This window comes from Lactiplantibacillus sp. C232 (genome assembly GCF_023806725.1).
GTDB lineage: Bacteria > Bacillota > Bacilli > Lactobacillales > Lactobacillaceae > Lactiplantibacillus > Lactiplantibacillus plantarum.
The window spans coordinates 142,076-162,869 of sequence record NZ_JAMSKZ010000009.1; the positions used below are offsets into that span (position 1 = coordinate 142,076).

Here is a 20,794-nt window from a genome sequence, read left to right on the forward strand (position 1 = left end):
GACAGTCAATACTTATTATATTCAGTGCATGGCCACGATCATTTGATCGCCCCACACTTCCAACTGATGCAGTTGCTTTTGAAAACTAATGCCCGCAGTCGTCAACTGAAATTGATAGTTCCCTGCAGTCGCAACTAATCCTAATTCGGTTAATTTAGCTAAAACATTCAGTAGTTTAAGCGTGCTAAGACCCCTAACTCGCTGGCGCAAATTCATAATCTCAGTTGGCGCCGCCTTCAGGTTGATCAGTACTAACGCGGCCCACCGGTCATTGAGGACGCCTAACCCGACTTTCGTGCCAATATTTAGATCACGCATTACCATCAGTCCATACTTCCTTACTTAGAATTTATAATTATTATGACTATTCTAAGTAAGTTGGCGTTGAAATGCGAATAACTTGCTTGCCATCGACTTTTCAGACTTTTATTTTTGAATGTCCAGATACGTCTGACAAAAGTCAACGACCGCTCCCCGTAAATTAGCTTCATCGGTGAAATGACAAGCCACAACATCTGGTTTTATAGAAGCAATTTTGACCGTTGCCCGCAATTTCTCAATTTCAGCATTGATTGCTGGGAGTAGGTGCGGATTATTTGAGACCGCCCCGCCCATCACGATCAATTCCGGGTCAAAGCTGTATTGTAAGTTGTAGATGGCCCGCGCTAAGGCCCGAACCATAACTTGAACTTCGGCTTGAGCATCAGTATCACCCTTGGCAGCCAGTTCAAACACGGCTTGCCCGTCTAGCTCAGGTTGAGCTGGATGGCTCGCGTTGTACCGCTTCGCAACAGCTACCGCAGTACCTACCTCACTTAAGATCTGATGGTCATTCATGAGCGTGAATCCAAACTCACCACCAAATAAGTGCGCACCGTGCCAAATTTGATGATTCACAATGACCGACCCACCAACACCGGTTCCCACAATTAAGAAGCACAGGCTAGCAACCTGTTTCCCCGCTCCATCCGCCAATTCAGCCAACGCCGCACAATTGGCGTCATTTTCCATACTGACCGGTAATTCAAAACGGCGTTGTAATTCCGACTGAATCCGAAAATTATGAATATACGGCAGTGCGCTGGCACCCTCAATAATTCCAGTTGCCTTGTTGACAGCCCCGGGCGAACTAATGCCTACACCAGCAATTTGATAATCGCGTTTCATCTGCTCAACCTGCGTGGTTAGCAAAGTGTAAAATTCAGCTAGCGTTGTGGGCGTCGTAACTTTGGTCTTAGCAACTAATTGCTGATCTTGCCACACAGCAAACTTAATGGTCGTTCCACCAATATCAATAACTCCTAATGACTGCATCGTTTTATCATTCCTTTATCAATTAAACTAGTTATCATAACAATGATAGCGCTTAATATATAAAATGTATATTCTTTTATAATAACAATCCATCCCGACATATTTCATCAAATTATGCTTTTCTGACCGATACTAGACAACAAAAACAGTTGATTGCCACGTGCCCACGTCATGGTAACCAACTATTTTTAGTTAATCTTTAAATTGAATTTTAACGTAATCCCGATAGAGTGGGACGTTCGCCATCAGCTCTTGATGCGTACCTGAACCACTCACATGCCCATCTTCAATGAAGTAAATCTGATCCGCATCCACGATTGTGCTCAGCCGGTGGGCGATCACTAGGGTCGTCCGGCCCTTCATTAATTCGCCGAGGGCTTGTTGGACCATCGCTTCCGATTCGGAATCCAGACTAGCAGTGGCTTCATCGAGCATTAGAATCTTGGGGTCCCGTAGAAAGGCCCGGGCAATGGCTAACCGTTGCCGTTGACCACCACTGACTTTAACCCCACGTTCGCCAACTTGCGTCTCAAGGCCATCTGCCATGGCGCGTACAAAGTCAGCCGCGGAAGCTAATTCTAAGACGTGCCACAACTCATTGTCGGAGTATAACCGATCAGCACCGTACGTTAAGTTTTGACGAATCGTGCCGGCCATGATTGCCGAGTCTTGACTGACATACCCGATTTGTGACCGCCAACTATTGAGACTTAGTTCATTAACATCTTGCTCGCCAATACTAATTTCACCAGCGGTTGGTTGATAATAACGTTCCAGAAGGCCAAAGATAGTCGACTTACCACCACCAGACGGTCCCGCAAACGCCACCACCGTATTTGGTTTAGCTTCAAAACTGACATCGTGTAAAATTTGTTGATCATCATCATAGGCAAAGTCAACATGGTGCATCGCCAAAGTCTCATTGGCGACTGCGTGTTCAACACCAACCGTCAATTGTTCTTCTGGTTCATTCAACAACTCCCGAATCCGGGCCGTCGAGCCACTGGCCTTTGCTAACGTGGTGAAGAACTGACCAAGCATCCCAGCTGGGCCAATGATTTGGAATAGATACATTAAAAATGAGACCAAAGTCCCCATCGTCATCGTTCCACTGGCAACCCGCGCAGACGCATACAATAGTACCCCAACGAATAACGCCATCATCGTTGCCGTCATCACTGGACTTGAGATGGAATCATAAATGGCTTCGCGTAGTCCAATTCGATACAACGTCTTAATCTGATGTGAACCAGTCGTTGTTTCCACTGGTTCAGCATTGGACGATTTCACTAAGCGAATCTCACTCAGCGTTTCTTCTGCCGTCCCGCTAAAATTAGCTAAAGCATCTTGGCGTTCATGACCAATCTTGCCCGTCTGCCGCATGATTGGAAACATGACTAATAAAACAACTGGAATCGCCAAGACCATAATCAAGGTCATTCGCCAGTCCATTAAGACCATGATTGCGATGGCCCCAACCAATTGCATCAGTGACGTCACGACTTGCGGAAAAGCGTTAGCGAGCAAGTCTTTGATCTGCGTCGAATCATTCACCAACCGCGACGTCATTTCACCCGTCTTAACGTTGTCAAAGTAGCGAACCGGGAGCCGGACTAATTTATGCCATAAAGTCCCCCGTAAATTAGCGACAACATTTTCACCAAAAATCCCCAATAAGGAACCTGATAACGCGCTAATGACTGCACTGATCAAGAATAAGCCAATCACACCAATTAGTAAGGTCTGATTAACGCCGTGACTAAACCCATTAATCAACGTTTGGGCAAACTTGGGCACCATCAACTGCGCACCAGTCGCCAATAAGCCTAATGCCAAGCCCAACCAGAGTTGCCAATAACGAGGGCTAGCGTGCCGAATCAATTGTAAGAATTGTTTTAAATCAAATTTACCACCCGCTGGACGCGAGTATGCTGCTTGTGGTCGTTCCATCTGCTCTTATGCCTCGTGTTTCTAAAATTTAATTAAACCAATGATGCCCATGACCCCAACCGGGACGTGGGCCAAAACCGTGTTGTTGACCAAATTGCATTAAATCTTGAATATCGATGTCATCCGCATTGGCCCGCAACTTATCTAATAAATGTTGTAACTGATCGCGCTCATCATCCGTCAGATTACCAAATAACTGATCCGCCAGATCACTCGTTCCTTGCGCGCGATGGTCCGCCATCTCACGACCACGGTCACTTAACCGCACGATGACCACGCGTTTGTCATGAGCACTAGGTTCACGTTCGATCAAGCCGCCATCTTCCAAACGGTTCAATGTGGCGCTGACTGAACTCGGCCGAATATCTAAGATCTCAGCAATCTCAGCATTGGTTAAACCAGCGGGTGCATCCGCCAATACCCGTAAAATGCCCATTTGACCACGCCCGCTACGCTCAGAACCATGGTCGCCAAAATGAAATTGTTGCGCAACCGCCATGACGAAGGCCCGATTTTGAAATAACTTCCCAAAACTACTAAATAAATCACGATTATTAACTGTCATGAATTTTTGTCCTCCTTGATTTGAATGATGCTTATGTTAGCACGATAGTTAGATAAATACAACAAAAACTAACTAAAATTCTAACCAAAAGTTCAAAAAATATCTCAAGCCCTATTAAATCAAGGTTTGAGATATCAAAAGGTTAACTCAATTAAATGAATTCGGTAACCTGCGTGCCAGCGTAACGCGTTGTCGTGATTGGTTCGCTAGCTGCCTTGCCAAGTGCAATAGCCATCACTGGTACATAGCGCTTGGCATCCAAGCCAAAGGTCGTCGCGACTTTATCTGCCGCATAACCCGCAATTGGATTAGCATCATAGCCATGTGCGCGGGCAATCAATAGTAATTGCATTGCGGCCATACTACTATCAATCATCGCATCAGCTTGTAGAAATTCTGGACTCGCATTTTCATACATTGGTAAGAACGTCTTGAAGATTTGATCCCGCTTTTCCGGGGTAATGCGTCCTTCTTCACAAGCTTTATTCCACACGTCCCGATAGACCAAATGCGATTGCGTATCGCCCAGGACAAAAATCATGGCTGAACAAGAATCAATTTGTGGATAATTAAATGGCATTAAAACCGACTTCGCCTTTGCCTTACCGTCCGCACTATCGGCAACCACAAAATGCCAGGATTGCAAGTTGCATGCTGATGGTGCGCTGATTGTCTCATCAATAATCGTTTGCAATTCTTCACGCTCAATTTTGACAGTCGGATCAAACTGCCGTACTGATTGGCGGTTAAACACCACGTCTTTAAAATCATTATTTTTAATATTAGTAGTCATGGTTGTTGGCATCCTAAACAACTCCTTTTTTAAAAGTAACAAATTCATTAATCAATCTTATTATAACTGATTTTGTATTTGTTTTCACAATTATTTTGAAATCGCTATCATTAGCACCTATTATTCCGACCAATATTTATTTTTTATGCTCATTACCTGGGGTCATCGTTTATACCAGTATTACTTATGCTTGTCGGACTTGTAGTTCCGTATTTGTATTTATATTAGACCACTCCCAATTGTACTGTTAATCTTATTAAACCAATGGACTATACCAATAAAAAGCGGTTGTAATAGCGCTTTCAGCACCGTACAATAATGATTGCACTTATTCAAAACTATCTTTTTAGGGGGATTTTGTACATGAAGAATTATTTGCAACGTATGGGCCGTTCACTGCAATTACCCGTTGCCGTTCTACCCGCAGCAGCTTTACTTGTGGGAATTGGTAACTGGTGGGCATCTGCTAGTAACGACATCGTCGCACACTTCTTACAAGCCGGTGGTAACGCTGTTCTGAGCCAATTACCACTACTCTTTGCAGTTGGTTTGGCACTCGGTATGTCAAAAGATAAAGATGGCGCAGCCGCTCTTGCTGGTTTAGTTGCCTTTGAATTACCAACTAACGTTTTAAAACCAGAATCGGTCGCCACACTCTTGAATATCAAGGTAGCCACTGTTAATCCAGCGTTTGGTCAAATTGGCAACGTCTTCATTGGGATCATCTCTGGTCTGATTGCCGCAGCTCTTTACAATCGCTTCCACGAGACCAAACTACCGATGGCTCTTTCATTTTTCAGTGGTAAACGTCTAGTCCCAATCTTAGCCGCGCTGACCATGTTATTAGTCAGCGTCGCGCTTCTCATTGTTTGGCCGCCCGTCTATGATGCGTTAGTTACCTTTGGCAAATTCATCGTGGGTCTCGGTGCCGTTGGGGCCGGTCTCTATGGCTTCTTCAACCGCCTATTGATTCCAACTGGGTTGCACCAAGCACTCAACTCCGTTTTCTGGTTTGACGTTGCTGGCATCAATGATATTGGTAAATTCTTAGCACACAAGGGGATCAAGGGTGTGACTGGGATGTACCAAGCTGGTTTCTTCCCAGTCATGATGTTTGGTTTACCAGCTGGGGCCTACGCGATTTACCGCAATGCGCTACCAGAACGTAAAGTTGAAACGGCATCCCTGATGATGGCCGGTGCGTTTGCGTCCTTCTTTACCGGTGTGACCGAACCATTAGAGTTCTCATTTATGTTCGTAGCTTGGCCACTCTATGTTTTACACGCAATCTTCACTGGTTTATCGCTAGCCTTTGCTGCCTTCATGCACTGAACAGCCGGTTTTGCCTTCTCCGCCGGGTTAGTTGACTACATTTTAAGCCTTAAAAACCCGATTGCTAATCAACCTTTAATGTTAATCTTACAAGGATTGGTTCTAGCCGTCATTTACTACTTTGGCTTTGACTTCGCAATCAAGAAGTTCCATTTGATGACACCGGGCCGCGAACCAGTGACAGCCGATGACGCCGATGATTTAGCCATCGCCACTGATGCGGATGATGACAAATACACACGTCAAGCCAAGCAAATTTACGCTGCGCTCGGTGGTGCCGATAATTTAACGGTTGTCGATAACTGCACGACCCGTCTCCGATTGCAATTAGCCGATACGTCAACCATTAATGAAGCCGCTATCAAACACAGTGGTGCTGCTGGTATTAACAAATTAGACGACCATAATCTACAAATCATTATTGGGACCGAAGTCCAATTCGTCGCCGACGCGTTGAGCCACTTAAAGCTCACGAACGCACCCATTACTAAGACCACGACTAGCAATGAAGCTGTTGCGACAGCACCAACTGCGACTAATATCACTAGTGGTGTGACCACCGACTTTTACAGCGTCGCTAACGGTCAGTACGTAGATATTGAAAACGTCGACGACGACACATTTGCTAAGAAGATGCTGGGCGATGGCTTCGCAATTGATCCCGCAGACGGGACGATTACGGCGCCGGTCGACGGGACGGTCAGCACCGTCTTTCCTACCAAGCATGCAATCGGTTTTAAAACCGATTCAGGGTTAGAAATTCTGCTGCATATGGGTATTGATACCGTTGAGTTGAACGGTGCTCCCTTTGAAGTACTAGTCCAAACCGATCAACCCGTTCACCATGGCGAAGTAGTTGCCAAAGCTGACCTGGCAGCGATTAAGGCTGCTGGTAAGGCCACAACCATGATGGTTATCATCACTAACATGGATGCTGTCAATTTGATGAAATTCAAGATGTTGACCAACCAAGTCAAAGTCAGTGATGAGATTATGTTGGTCACGACGAAATAACTTGTTACATGCGCCAATTATATGAACAGCCCCCTACGTATTTGATACTCAGGGGGCTGTTTTCGATAATCAAATCGCCGGACAATTCCTTAAATTTTCCTTAACGTAACTCATTCGCCATTTAGCAACGTTTACCGGCAATTATGGATTATTCAATTAACTGATCTTTCCAGAATTATACGTCATATGAATATTATCGCCACGAAACTAATATGGTATGCTAAAACGATTGTCACCTAGCCTCGGAAGTCGGACGAACACGTGTTGATGAACTGCAATCTAAACTAACAGCACGCCTTAATCATGATTTGCACGAAGCGGTGACTAACCGAACCTACAATAATTATATTTTGGTATTGCTCAGCATGCGCTAAGCTAGAAAGGAAAACCAATGTATTTTGGCGATTTAATTTTCATTATATCTATCATCGGTGGTCTCATCAGTTTAGGACTGATCATTTATTTGATTGCGAAATTCGTTAAGTAAGATAATGACCTGCTAATTGATCATCGGCCGTTGCAAGTCGTTTTTTGCAACGACAGCCTCACACCTCAGCTGCGAACATCGTCACCAAGTCATCCGTCCGCAATGCTTGCTTCTCGGCACCACGCACGTCCAACTTGATTTGCCCATCCTGCACCATCACCAGCCGGTTGCCATACGCCAACGCGTCGCTCATCTTATGCGTAATCATCATCGTTGTCAGATGATTGGCCGTCACGATTTGTTGGGTCAGTGCCATCACTTCCGCACTCGTCTTCGGGTCAAGCGCCGCTGTATGCTCATCCAGCAACAACAGCTCTGGTTGGCTCAAGGTGGCCATCAGTAAGGATAGGGCTTGCCGTTGCCCCCCGGATAAATACTTCACTTGCGTATTCAGTCGCGCTTCTAACCCCATATTAAGACTAGCCAGCAACCTTAAGTATCGTTCTTCCTGTCCACGTTGGCGATAACGGCGCAGACTCAAGCTCCCCGTATGACGTTGGGCTAACGTGAGATTCTGGGCCACACTTAGTTCGCCAGCGGTACCCAACTTAGGATCTTGGAACACCCGGGCCACCCACCGTGACCGATACGCAACGGGACGATTGGTCACACGATGATCAGCAAGTGTGATTTCGCCAGCATCAGAGTTCAGTGTTCCCGCAATCGTATTGAGCAAGGTCGACTTACCGGCGCCATTGTTCCCAATAACCGCCACAAATTCGCCAGGCTCAATCGTTAGATTTACGTCCTTTAAGACGTGCCGCTCGTTGCTGGTTCCGGGAAAGAAGACTTTTTGTAAGTGTTGGACGTTCAGAATAGTTGGTTGTGGCATGTTGATCGACTCCAATCTCTTTAAGGTACCGGCGTAACTGCCGTTTTGTCCGGTATTTATTTTGTAATAGTGGCAAGCAGATGACGATGACAAGAATCGCCGCTGATAAAATCTTTAAGTCATTGACGGGGAAACCTAAACCCATTGCCAAAGTCAATAAGTAACGATAGATAATGGCGCCCACGACCATTCCAGTCAAACGGACCCAGATTTGACGACCATGTAAGAAGATTTCACCAACTAGCACTGAAGCCAGCCCGATGACAATCGTCCCAATGCCCATCCCAATATCCGCGTAGCCGTTACTCTGTGCAATCAGACCACCCGATAAAGCAATCAAACCGTTAGATAACATATAGCCAATAATGACCATCCGATCGGTATAGATTCCATTCGCAGCACTCATCGCAGGATTATTACCCGTTGCCATCAAAGACAGTCCCAAACGCGTCTGAAACAACCAGATCAACCCGGCCAGGACGACCAGCGTGACCATCGCACCAATCACGATAGTTTGTAAATTCAAAGACCAACTCGCTGGTAACCAGCCCATCAACGTTTTCTGGTCAAGCAAGGGAATATTCGCTTTGCCCATAATGTGCATGTTGATGGAATATAGTCCCGTCATCGTCAGAATTCCGGCCAATAATGACGGCATTTTAAGCTTAGTATCTAATACCCCCGTGACCCAGCCGGCCAAACATCCGGCGACAAATCCTAATAAACTCGCCACGATAGCTGACTGTCCGGCCAACATGCTACTAATCGTCACGGCAGCCCCTAATGGAAAACTACCCTCGGTGGTCAAATCAGGGATGTTTAAAATTCTGAAAGTGAGGAACACCCCGATGACCAGTGGCGCCCATAATAAACCTTGTCCAATACTCGTGATTAACATATTACCTCGCTCCCCTCTTATGGTTGCTTGATTGTACTTGGTTGTAAGCCGATTGCCTTAGCATTCGCTTTATTGACGTAGAGGTGTAACTTGTCAGCTGTTTGAACCGCCATTGTTTGCGGCTTCTGCTTCTTGATTAAGACTTGGTAAGCCATTTTTCCAGTCTGTTCACCTAATTCGTAATAGTTAAGACCATACGTCGCAGTCCCGCCATCTTCAGCCATTTCAATCGAACCCGTTACCACTGGTAGCTTTGCAGCCTTGGTCTTCTGACCAATCGTCTTCATCGCACTCGCCATCAAATTATCGGTTGGTAAGTAAAGGCCAGATATCTTACCCGTCAAACCGGCCAAAACACTGGCAACGTCATTAGTACTCGTTGCGCTAACGACCTTTAAGTTGATACCGTGCTTTTTCGCGTAAGCCTTCGCCAACTTGACTTGTAGCACTGAATTTTCTTCTGACGAGTTATACATAATCCCCAACGGTTTATTACCTGTACTCATATTCTTCAATAACTGTAATTGTTTGCCGACGGGCATTAAATCGCTCGTGCCGCTCACATTAGTTTGGGGCTTCGTATCACTTTTCACCAATCCCGCCGCTTTCAAATCAGTTACGGCCGTAACCAAGGTCGGCACCGTCGTCGTTTTCTTGGCTAATGCCTGAGCAGCTGGCGTTGCGATGCCAACTAACAAATCATTTTTCTGTTGGACGAGTTGTTGGCTCATTGTATTCAAATTACTCTGATCACCCTGTGCATTTAGATAGTGATACTTGACCGTTACTTTACTGTTATGCGCTTTTAATTCTTTTTGTAATCCGGCTTTGAACCCCTTGCGCGCTTGGTCTAGTGAACCATGTTGAACTACCTGTAAGATGCCCACCGACACGCTTTGCTGACCACTCGTTGCTTGTTTGCCACAACCAGCTAATAGTAACCCAGCACCTAAAATTAATACCCCTAAAGTTGTTTTTTTCATCTTGAAACGCTCCTTAAAAATTGTCTGGTTCGCCCAACGTTCATCAACGTCTTGATGAACCGGACTGAAAACAAAAAACACCAGTTAGATTCTGGGAAGAATCTAACTGGTGTTTTATCGGGCCCGATATTTTTCCAGATAGATTGTCCCTGCATCTACCTGGCGTTTAAGTCATGTTGAATAACTTTAGCTCTCGATAGATACAAACGCGTTGCGTGCGCTTGTATCCATCAAACGAATACAAACGCTATCTAAAGAAAAAGCTAAAGGCAAATTGATTATTTAATTGAAGGTTAGTTGCTAATGACATATTAGTCATCCTCCGTTTCAATTTATAGCTAATAGTAAACCATGACGACACCTAACTTGTCAACTGCGAACCAGTAAAAAATTCAAGTGTAACTGGTCAAAGTCCCCGTCACCCAACTGATACACGCTAACTTATTTATCTGGCGTATCACTCAGAGTCCAACTCAAGGTACCTTGATAAGTATCAGCGTAAATACCTGGTTGCGCTGATAATCCGATTCCCTTCGTTGTCGACCAATCATCAGTGACTACCGTATCGGTCGTCCCCGCGACTTTTTGTCCCTGTTGGACCAACGTCGCTTGATTCGTTAAGACGGTCTGTGCACTACCATCACGGTAAACCAAATCGCCCTTCAACGTCCGTCCACTGACCGTTGTCGATGTCAGCGGCGTGGCACTAACGTACAAATACCACTTAGCCCCGGTCGCCCGGGTATCAGTCACACTGATGGCTAGTGGATTAGTCGGTTGATAGACTTGTGGTGTCAACGGCACCTTTAAATCGCCGAAGCTCATATTGGTCGTTAATTGACCAAACGACAGCGTCCCTGCTAACTTAGTCACTTGTAGCGCAATTTTATCAGACGTTAAGCCGCTAGCGCTCGTTGCATAAATGTGAACCGCAGTACTCTGATTATCAGCGAGCCCCTTGAATAACGCGACCAGACCGCTCTCACTCGCATGATAAGTCATCGTGTCATTAGCATTACTAGGATTCGTCGCAACCACGCCAGCCTGCTTAACTAACCAATTAACAGCATCGCTATCAGACGTTAACGCCGCTAGATCACTCACGGACAAATTCACCGCTGTGCTGCTACTTTTGATTGTCAGCGGTGGTATCGTCACGTCCTTAGTCACCGATTCAGATTCGCCATAATCGGCTTCTCCCGTCTGCGTTACTGTGACTGAAGTGACCCCACTGAAGCCATCATTTAACTTAATTTCATATTTACCATCACTACCGATTGTCGCCGTGTACGACTTACCATTAATTGTCGTGCTGACGGTATTACCGGCAATCCCAGTTCCTGTCAGAGTGGTATCCGTCGTTGTTGGCGTATTCAGCGTCGTATTAAGGCTAATCCGATTAAACACTGCCAAGCGGTACGTGGATGTCTCACCCTTTACTGTAGTTAATCGAAACCCAATATATACTGGCAAATTATCCTTTAACTTACTCATATCGACTGTCAAAGTCTTGTTAGTATTCATCGATACCGTACTAGAACCAGTCGCCATATTTGTCGGAGTCTTGGTCACTAGTGAAGTTCCAAATTCTTCGGTTGCTTGCTTATAAAAGACATCGTAATATAGCGTTTTAATCTCCGAACTATTCGCAAACAACGAACCACTAAAGGTCAACGTTATTGTGGTAGTCTTAGTCGATATACGTCCCTGATCCGCATAGTTGGCCGTCACTTTGGTTAAGCTTGGATATATCCCAATTCCACCCGAGATATTGAACCCAACGACATCACCGCTATTAAAGTAAGTGTAGTACTTATTACTCGAATTAGCGATTGTCGTTGTCGCAGACGTCACGGGCGCCGCTGCCTGACTCGTAATCGCTAGCATGCTGATAAACGCTAAGCAGCTCAGTAACAGCATGCCTAGCTTAATATGCCGCAGTCGTTTCACGTGTTCGCCCCCCTTTCACGCATTAACTTAAGCACCTGCCACCCTAATAAGAGTGCCATTAAGGTCAGGAACCCGAGCCACTGATAATAGTGATTCGCTTGGACCCCGGTTTGGGGCAAACGGCCCGTTGCTAGTACCTGTTGCCACTGACCGACAAAGCGATTGGGCGCGGCTTTGACAGCCTTCGTTGCGTACACAACGTCGCCCTGCGGAATTTGTTGCACCGTCGTAGGCGTTTGTTTGTCCGCTGAACGTGACGTATAGAACTGTATTTGTGTCGACGAAGTGCCCACCGTCTGAGCAGCTCCCCCGATGGATGGTCCTAGGCCGATTAATAAGCCCAGTAAGCCCCGTATCAACAGCCATCGCATCATTTGTCAGTCCCCCTTTTTTGCCCAGCTACTAATTGTTCATGACGCTTAGCGGCCCCAAACTAAACACCGAGCCGATTGCTGTTAGTCTTGGGATTGCCGCCGCTTCTTCAAGAAAAGCACTAACCACAAAATCAGTAAGACTACAATCAACATGCCCAGTGCGCCCAGACCAATCAACCACCAGATACTGATGCCGTTATCATCAACCGTATCCTGGTTATACGTCTTAGCCGTGGCAGCACTAATCTTGAAATCGCGGTCAAAAGTCCACTTATGAGCGCTATTGTGCGCAACCAAGTGTAAATGATACGTCCCCGCTTGAAGCTTCTGTTTGTTGAGTAACAATGGGTAATTAAACGTCGTATTAGGTGCCAACATCACGCCTTGTTTGGTCGCCTTTACGACGGTTTTGCCACTATCTTTGGCTGTGACCGTCGTCTTCATGGTAACCCGTGGTATCATCACTGCTGCAGTATTGCGTAACGTCACCACGATACTCCGGTGATAATTAACCATTCCAGCAGCGACATCGCTTAGTTTCAAGACGGGCGTGGCCGCAGTCCCTAAGCTGTACTTGATGCCCACCACATAAGAATATTCACTGCTAATATTCGTAGCACCCTTCACTTCACCAGTGACCTTTTGATCGACGCGTTTAAAATACCAACCACCTAACAGGGCACCGTTAAAATCCTTAGTCGGCATGGTCGTTTGGGCACTGACCAGCTTAGAACCGTTGGCTGGAACTGTCACCGTCGTTGGCCCCTTGATTTTAGTCAATTGGTCGACCCGATACTGCAGTGAGGCATCATACTTTTTCGCCGGGGTCACGTATTCAATGGCGCCACCACTGTTGGTATATGCCGTATGAATCCCCATCGCAACGCGGATATCCCGGTTAGTCGTATTATAGATTCGCGTCTGCAACGTTTGGGTCTGCCCTGCCGTCATTTTGAGGTCAAAAAACGTTGCCTGTTTATCAATTTGGTTTCTCGGCGTTTGGGCCACGACACTAAAACCAATATTATTACTGGTGTCCGTATTGGCTGCCTGTGCTGGAACCACCGCGGCCAAGCCGCTGATCATCACTAAGATGGCCCCTAACCACCGCATCATTTTCTTCATTATTGCGTCCCCCCGTCGATTATTATGTAAAAGAGACGCCCACTATTACGTGGTCATCTCCAAGTTCATTAATTTAATTATCTGCTGATGATGTTAATGTCCAATTTAGGACGCCCTTGTAAGTCGTAGCGGCCGCCGTGTTAGCCACGACGTTCAACTTAACTGCAGCCGGATCAAGCAAGTCCGACGTAATCCCCGCCCCACTCTTATCCGCTGCTGTCATAACATTCCCAGAAGTTGTCCCCGTAAAGGACGCCCCGGCACTAGTCGAAGCTTGACTACCTAAGTCAAGTTCAACAGCTTGTCCGACCGCACCATTACCACCGGTACTGCCGTTGCTAGCTTCCGATCCGGAAGAAATGACCGTCCCTGCAGGTAAGGAGACCGTGGCCCCCTTAAGCGTACTTAAGTTACCATCCGTGCCATCCGCAGCGGCAACACTCAATGTCCAACCCGCATTCGTCCCGCGTTGATCAGAGACTTGTAAACCAACTTTACTCGTTGACCCCATGGTGACCGTGCTACCATCGCTACCTGTTAATGCTTTATAGCTTTGGTTATTGATCACGTCAATTTCATGTGAACCGAAATCAAGTTTACCGGGCGCATAGATCAGTGACAAACCAGCACCGGAATTGGCACCGTTATCGCCATCACCAGGCTTAGGGTCAAGTGGTTTCGTTGGGTCAGTCGGATCGACCGGATCAACTGGATTAGTGGTATTTGCCGTAAACGTTGCCGTTGCATTCGTCGTCCCACTCCGATTTTCACCATCGGCCGCGTGACCAACGATTGGCGTTAAGGCCCCCAATAAAATGGTACTGGTCATGAGTAAACTGCCTACTACTTTTTTCATATCGTGCATCCCCTTTAGTTTGCCTAATTCATTAACTGCACTAATAATTTACCACACTTCCCAACAATTACAACCCCTTAATCTTTGAGTTGCTTCTTTGTTAACTCGTGAAAATCAACCAGGTCAACTGTTCCGGCCGTATTTTGTATGTGGCATTAATTTTTTGTTTCATCATTTTTGCATTAAAAAACGTTCTATCCGCTGTTTTTCTAATACTTGTACAACATTAATAAAACAACAGATAGGGATTTAATCCAATTAATAATAATTTTTTTTTTGTCACGTTCAGGTCAGTATCGTTCTTCTTGATCAGTCTCGGTTTGCTATCAATTTTATTATCCGGTCTTAAATTTGTGTGTACCGCTCAAAACCGCATGGTAATAACGAACTCAATCAGTTATCACTACTCCTCACAAGTACTAGTTAGTTGCCGTAATTTCCCATCAGCTAGCGAATGTCCTGTCTATAAAACATTCAGTCGACCGCAGTCTTAAGTAACAATACGTCAAAAAAAAAGACTCAGGATTGAATCATCCTGAATCTTTTTTGTGCCCACACACTTTCACCACGCCCTATAACTTTGTACAACGCGATGTCTTTAGCCACCTAATCTCCAATAATAGACAATAGCCGCCAGAGCTAATCACTGACCGGTTGTACTTCAAAACCTGCTGCTGTCAAGACTTGGTTAACATCGGCGGCCTGTTCACTATTCACGTGGAGCTCAATCACTTTTTCAGCCTGGTGATTTACGACCATTAACGTCTGAATACTTAAATCGTGTTCTGTTAAGACCTTTCCGATGGCAAAAATTACGCCGACATGGTCATGATGGACCACCACCCGAGTTACGATTCCCGGCTGGCCGTAACCAGCAATATTTAAGAACGCATCCAAGATATCATTATTAGTAATGATGCCCACAACTTGGTCGCCCGTCATGACTGGTAGTACGCCGATCTTATTTTTCCGCATCGTTGCAATCGCTGTTTCTAACTGAGCGGTTGCTGCGACAGTTTGAACCGCCGTTTCCATGATTTGATCCACCGTCGTCTTAGTAAGTAAGTAATTTAATTCATACACCGACAAACTCGTGGCCTGTGATGGCATCGCACGCTGAATGATACCATGCGTGATCAAGCCGACCATTCGATTACCTGCCATGACAGGTAACCGATGAATCGCATTTTTCTTCATTAATTCGACCGCCACACTGATCGTCGTTTTAGGACTAACAACGACCAGGCGTGGTGTCATATAATCTGCAACACTCATACTTAACCCCCTAGATAAGCTTTCTGAACTTCTGAATTAGCTAATAATTCGGAACCCCGACCACTAAGCTTGACTTGTCCACTAGCTAAGACATAGCCGTGGTCAGCGATTTTCAGGGCTTGATTGGCATTTTGTTCAATTAGTAAAACCGTCGTTCCAGCCTGATTGATTGCCTTGATGATCTCAAAGATCTCATTAATAAAGATGGGCGCTAATCCCATTGAAGGTTCGTCAAGCAACATCAGCTTGGGCTGCGCCATCAGTGCGCGGCCCATCGCCAACATTTGTTGTTCACCACCTGAGAGCGTCGCGGCATCTTGATGCCGACGTTTCTTCAAAATTGGAAAGTAGTCGTAAACTTGCTGATAAGTCTGAGCCAATTGACCCCGATCCTGCCGTAAAAAAGCACCCATTTGTAGATTTTCTTGAACAGACAGGCCGGGAAAAATATGGCGTCCTTCAGGAACTTGCGAGATACCCGCCCGCACAATTTTAGGAGCGGCCGTCTTTTGGATGGGTTGATCCAAATAGTGAATAGAACCACTGACCGGACGCATCAAGCCAGATATCGTGTGCAACAACGTAGATTTCCCGGCGCCGTTAGCACCAATCAACGTAACGATTTCACCCTGTTGCACGTCAAAACTAACACCTTTGACTGCCTGAATCGCGCCGTAATTAACGACTAAATCACGTACTTTAAGCATTTACACCCCTCCTAGATAGGCCTTGATAACGGCCGGATCATGTTGAATGGCTTTTGGCGTCCCAGTTGCCAGTAACGCCCCGTGCTCCAACACGTAGAGCCGCTCGACTACGTTCATAACTAGTGACATGTCGTGTTCAATTAGCACAACGGTAATATGAAATTCTTGTTGAATTCGGCGAATCAAGCGCGTCAAATCCGCCGTTTCTTCGGGATTCATGCCCGCTGCGGGTTCATCAAGGAAGAGTAACTTGGGCTTCGTCGCCAGGGCCCGCACAATCTCTAATCGCCGCTGAATACCATATGGTAAACTCTTTGCGGGCTGATCAGCGACGGCGGTCAAATCAAACATCGCTAATAAGGCTTGCGCCGCCTGGGTCATTGCCCGCTCAGTCTGGTAATACTTAGGTAAGCGCAGGATGCTAGTCAAAAACCGTTCATGATAATGATTGGTCATTGCAATGCGCACGTTATCGAGTACACTCATCTCCTTGAACAACCGGATATTCTGAAATGTCCGTGAAATACCAACCCGAGCAATCGCAGCGGGCTGCTTGCCATTTAACGACACCACGCCCTGATCTGTGTAGAAACTAATGCTACCCGAACTAACCGGCGTTTCACCAGTCAACAAGTTGAATAACGTGGTTTTACCAGCACCATTCGGGCCAATCAAACCAATCAGCTCGTCTTGATCAAAATGGAGTGAAACGTCAGCAACGGCGGTCAGGCCGCCAAAGTTTTTGACCAACCCTTGTGCGTCTAATAACCGGCTACTCATGGTTAACCGCCTCCTTAGTTGATCGCCGTCTGAATAGACGCGTGAATGAGAACTCCCACGTTCCTAACAGTCCGGCTGGCTTAAAAAGCATAATCAAAATCAGTGCCAATGAATAAATAATCATTCGGATCGTACCGAAGTTTTGTAAGATCGTGTCGAGCGCTCCTAATACGATTGCGGCTACGAAAGTCCCGGTAATACTGCCGACCCCACCGAGTACGACAATAATCAGAATCGCAATGGAAGCCATGATATTAAAATCACCCGGCGCAATCGTCTGAATGTAGGCCGCGTGCAACGACCCACCAATCGCCGCAGTCGCCGCGCCAAAGACAAAAGCGGCCAACTTCCAGCGCGTCGTATTGATTCCCATGGCACCAGCCGCCAGTTCATCATCCCGCACAGCCATCACGGCCCGACCACCGCGACTGTGAATAAAGTTGACCGTGATAATCGTTGTCAGACACATTAAGACGTACACCGTTGCCCACGAAGCAAGTGCCGGGATATTGAATAACCCCGCTGCACCGTTCGTAATTTTCAGATTATTGATTAGAATCCGAATGATTTCGGCCGCCCCCATCGTCGCAATGGCTAAGTAATCACCGCGCAATCGTAATGTTGGGATGCCAACAATGACCGCCGCTACCATGGCAATCACCATGCCGACGATCATCGACAGATAAAATCCCGCGGGCGTCGCCATTGTTTGGGTCATAATACCAGTCGCGTAGGCGCCAATTGCCATAAAGCCGGCGTGACCAAGCGAGAACTGGCCTGCAAACCCAATAATCAGATTGAGTCCCACCGCCAATATAACGTTGATACCAATCGTCACCAGCATATTTTCAATAAACGAGTTAATGACGCCCATCAGCTCTAAACCGTCAATCACAACAAAGCCGATAACCATCACACCGAGCCACGCCATGTTAGTTTTCAAATTTGCTTTCATTAATTTGGCGCCTCCCTCAGACTTTTTCCTTGGTTCGTTTACCGAATATTCCAGCCGGCAACACGAGCAAAATAACAATTAAGACAAAGTAAACCACCGCGTCCTTGTATGCGGATAGGCCAATCGCCTGAACACCAGTCTCCAGGATGCCGATAATAAAGCCCCCCAATGAAGCCCCAGGCACGGAACCAATCCCACCAATCACAGCTGCAACAAAGGCCTTGATACCGGGCGTCATGCCCATCAACGGATCAATCGAATTATAGTATAGGCCAATCAGGACTCCGGCAGCGCCGGCCATTGCAGACCCTAATGCGAACGTGAACGAAATCGTATGGTTAAGATTGATGCCCACCAACTGTGCAGCTTCGGGATCAACAGAAACGGCCCGCATTGCTTTACCCATTTTGGTACGTTTGATAATTAATTCCAATAGAATCATTAATAGGCACGCCGTTCCTAAGATCAGTAGCTGCACATTCGATACCCGCAATCCGCCCCAGTGATAAGTCACCACTTTGATTGCTTGGGGAAATGAACGGGCACTCGCACCAACAAAGTATGACATTCCATTCTCAAGCAAGAATGAAACACCGATTGCCGTGATTAGCGCGGTAATTCGCGGTGAATGGCGTAATGGGCGGTACGCGAAGTATTCAATAATCACACCACTAACTGCGCAGATCACCATTGCGGACAGGAGCGCCGCAACAAAGTTAAAGTGTAGTGACTTCAAACTGTAATAGCCCCAAAAGGCCCCCAACATATAAATATCGCCATGTGCAAAATTAATTAATTTGATAATGCCATAAACCATCGTGTAGCCTAGCGCCAATAACGCGTAGATACTTCCTAGCGATAGTCCGTTGATCAATTGTTGTCCAAATGTCTGCATATGTGTTCCCCCACGCTTTCACTAGTCTGACTATTTGACGTTATAAACCTTGCTGACCACGCCATTCGTCAATTGTTCAATTGAAATCGTCTTTTCAGGATTATGTTGCTTATCGATAGTCGTCGTCCCAGTGACACCCTTGAAGTTCTTAAGTTTGGCTAAACCATCGGCGATTTTAACAGAATTAGCCGAGCCTTCCTTTTCGATGGCTGCTTTGATCATATAAACCGAATCATAAGCGAGTGCTGAAAAAGTTGGTGCGGTACTACCATACTTTGCCTTGTAAGCACTCATAAATTTCGAAGCAACTTTGTTCGTTGCCGAAGCCTTAGTAGAAAATGGCGTCGTGTAATAAACATTGGTAGCATTAGACTTGCCAGCAATTTGGGCTAATTTAGCATCCGCCATCCCGTCACTACCAACGATTGGAGCCTTGATTCCCGCTTGCCGCGCTTGCTTAACGATTAGACCGATTTCTGAATAGTAACCAGGCGCATATATGGCATCGATCTTTTTATGTTTCAACGCAGTTAGGATGGCATTAAAGTCCTTATCGCCCTCTTGGAACGTTTGGCTGCTAACGACCGTGCCCCGATACTGCTTCTTAAACGCCTTTGTTAGGCCCGTGCCGTAATCACTGGAGTTATCAGTCAAAATGGCGACACGTTTCGCCTTCAAGTTCTTAGTCACAAAGGTTGCTGCCGTGGCTCCTTGAAAATTATTCTGATAGCAAGCTCGGAATATGTACTTTTGAACTTTGCCACTCTTTTGCAACGTATAATCCGGATCGGTCGCTGATGGACTGACTGATGGTACTGCCGCCTTAGTCATATTAGGGATCGCCGCAGTCCCGGCGCTAGTTGTCGCGGGACCAACTACGGCCACGACCTTATCGTTATTCACGAGCTGGGCAGCCACGGAAGCAGCAGTCGTGTTCGATGTCTTATTGTCCCGGATCACCAACTGAATTTTCTTCTTGGTCCCCCCAACCTTGATTCCACCGCTCTTATTGATTTTCTTGACGGCTAACTGAATGCCTTGCTTTTGCTGTTCTCCATAACCGGCCGCAGATCCAGACAATTCCATATTGACCCCAATTTTAATAGTCTTGCCAGGATTATTTCCTTGACTTGAACTTGATTTGGCAGTGGCACACCCTGCCAGTGTCAACGCCATCGCACCAAGTGCTGCAATCTTCATCGTTTGTTTTTCCCATTTTTTCATTAGTTATTCCCACTTTCGTTTTTTTATTGCTACGTTGTTGACCCCGATCCTCCTTAAGTCACAAAAAGGCCTCATCCACCGTAGTGAATGAGGCCTTTACCCGGAACTGAGCCTCATTACCACAATGGGAAAGAAGGGCTCAGTTCACTTGAATTTTGAGTTATACTCAAGGTCAAGTGACCGGGTCCTTCTTCGTTAATAATAAGGCTAAATTTTGAACAGCAAGGGTTGTCAACAAGTTGGTTAGGTTAGATTGAATTTTCATAATTGACGCGCCTCGCTTTCAAAAGTTTTTGTAATGTTGATGTTTCTTAGATTAATTAACTTTTAATTATAAGTCAAGTGAATTTTTAATTGTTTTTATATTAGGCAGATTGCAAGAAATAACTTGAACGAATTTAATGACGTAAATTAAGCAAGAAGATCTCGATTGGTGTATGCCAATTAAGACATTTAAGTGGCCGTGAATTCAAATACCAATTAAT

Annotated in this window: 18 protein-coding genes and 1 pseudogene; 1 reads left to right on the forward strand and 18 read right to left on the reverse strand. The window is 46.0% G+C overall.

All coding sequences use genetic code 11. The features are described from left to right. Positions 1-21 precede the first annotated feature (21 nt). The 5 genes from MZO41_RS10225 to MZO41_RS10245 form a co-directional block, all read right to left on the reverse strand. Positions 22-318: a winged helix-turn-helix transcriptional regulator gene (locus tag MZO41_RS10225; protein ID WP_225867880.1), complete on the reverse strand. Its 297-nt coding sequence runs from the start codon at positions 316-318 to the stop codon at positions 22-24. Between the two features lie 108 nt (positions 319-426). Further along, positions 427-1,314 carry an ROK family protein gene (locus tag MZO41_RS10230; protein WP_003643345.1) on the reverse strand — a complete coding sequence of 296 codons (888 nt, stop codon included), beginning with the start codon at positions 1,312-1,314 and terminating at the stop codon, positions 427-429. A gap of 192 nt (positions 1,315-1,506) precedes the next feature. Then, entirely contained in the window at positions 1,507-3,264 is a 1,758-nt protein-coding gene (locus MZO41_RS10235) for an ABC transporter ATP-binding protein (RefSeq protein ID WP_003643346.1), read from the reverse strand. Positions 3,265-3,292: 28 nt separating this feature from the next. Continuing rightward, complete coding sequence (locus tag MZO41_RS10240; protein WP_003642232.1) at positions 3,293-3,829, reverse strand: MarR family winged helix-turn-helix transcriptional regulator; 537 nt, start codon at positions 3,827-3,829, stop codon at positions 3,293-3,295. Between the two features lie 151 nt (positions 3,830-3,980). Beyond that, a complete protein-coding gene (locus MZO41_RS10245) occupies positions 3,981-4,634 on the reverse strand; it encodes a nitroreductase family protein (protein WP_003643347.1) in 654 nt (217 codons plus the stop codon). Positions 4,635-4,985: 351 nt separating this feature from the next. On the opposite strand from MZO41_RS10245, the pseudogene nagE reads away from it, so the two are divergent. Then, positions 4,986-6,968 (forward strand): annotated as a pseudogene (gene nagE / locus MZO41_RS10250) (N-acetylglucosamine-specific PTS transporter subunit IIBC). A gap of 545 nt (positions 6,969-7,513) precedes the next feature. On the opposite strand, the gene MZO41_RS10255 reads toward nagE, so the two are convergent. From MZO41_RS10255 to MZO41_RS10315, 13 genes are all read right to left on the reverse strand, one after another. Continuing rightward, entirely contained in the window at positions 7,514-8,287 is a 774-nt protein-coding gene (locus tag MZO41_RS10255) for an ABC transporter ATP-binding protein (RefSeq protein ID WP_003642235.1), read from the reverse strand. Then, positions 8,184-9,185: an ABC transporter permease gene (locus tag MZO41_RS10260; protein WP_013355901.1), complete on the reverse strand. Its 1,002-nt coding sequence runs from the start codon at positions 9,183-9,185 to the stop codon at positions 8,184-8,186. Before MZO41_RS10260 ends, MZO41_RS10255 begins: the two co-directional genes overlap by 104 nt. A gap of 17 nt (positions 9,186-9,202) precedes the next feature. Next, positions 9,203-10,168: an ABC transporter substrate-binding protein gene (locus tag MZO41_RS10265; RefSeq protein ID WP_011101988.1), complete on the reverse strand. Its 966-nt coding sequence runs from the start codon at positions 10,166-10,168 to the stop codon at positions 9,203-9,205. A 441-nt stretch (positions 10,169-10,609) separates the two neighbouring features. Then, positions 10,610-12,118: a WxL domain-containing protein gene (locus MZO41_RS10270; protein ID WP_013355902.1), complete on the reverse strand. Its 1,509-nt coding sequence runs from the start codon at positions 12,116-12,118 to the stop codon at positions 10,610-10,612. Next, a complete protein-coding gene (locus MZO41_RS10275) occupies positions 12,115-12,492 on the reverse strand; it encodes an LPXTG cell wall anchor domain-containing protein (protein ID WP_013355903.1) in 378 nt (125 codons plus the stop codon). The genes MZO41_RS10270 and MZO41_RS10275 overlap by 4 nt, the downstream gene beginning before the upstream one ends. Before the next feature lie 81 nt (positions 12,493-12,573). Further along, a complete protein-coding gene (locus MZO41_RS10280) occupies positions 12,574-13,617 on the reverse strand; it encodes a WxLIP family cell surface protein (protein WP_013355904.1) in 1,044 nt (347 codons plus the stop codon). Between the two features lie 73 nt (positions 13,618-13,690). Next, complete coding sequence (locus MZO41_RS10285) at positions 13,691-14,473, reverse strand: WxL domain-containing protein (protein ID WP_011101992.1); 783 nt, start codon at positions 14,471-14,473, stop codon at positions 13,691-13,693. Positions 14,474-15,112: 639 nt separating this feature from the next. Further along, the gene (locus MZO41_RS10290; protein WP_003642242.1) at positions 15,113-15,748 is read right to left on the reverse strand and encodes a CBS domain-containing protein; all 636 of its coding nucleotides are present in this window, start codon (positions 15,746-15,748) and stop codon (positions 15,113-15,115) included. 2 nt (positions 15,749-15,750) lie between these two features. Continuing rightward, a complete protein-coding gene (locus MZO41_RS10295) occupies positions 15,751-16,455 on the reverse strand; it encodes an ABC transporter ATP-binding protein (protein ID WP_003642243.1) in 705 nt (234 codons plus the stop codon). Next, the gene (locus MZO41_RS10300) at positions 16,456-17,235 is read right to left on the reverse strand and encodes an ABC transporter ATP-binding protein (RefSeq protein ID WP_003642244.1); all 780 of its coding nucleotides are present in this window, start codon (positions 17,233-17,235) and stop codon (positions 16,456-16,458) included. Then, complete coding sequence (locus MZO41_RS10305; RefSeq protein WP_003642245.1) at positions 17,228-18,190, reverse strand: branched-chain amino acid ABC transporter permease; 963 nt, start codon at positions 18,188-18,190, stop codon at positions 17,228-17,230. The genes MZO41_RS10300 and MZO41_RS10305 overlap by 8 nt, the downstream gene beginning before the upstream one ends. Before the next feature lie 16 nt (positions 18,191-18,206). Continuing rightward, entirely contained in the window at positions 18,207-19,085 is an 879-nt protein-coding gene (locus MZO41_RS10310) for a branched-chain amino acid ABC transporter permease (protein ID WP_003642246.1), read from the reverse strand. 30 nt (positions 19,086-19,115) lie between these two features. After that, a complete protein-coding gene (locus tag MZO41_RS10315) occupies positions 19,116-20,309 on the reverse strand; it encodes an ABC transporter substrate-binding protein (RefSeq protein WP_003643351.1) in 1,194 nt (397 codons plus the stop codon). Positions 20,310-20,794: the final 485 nt, after the last annotated feature.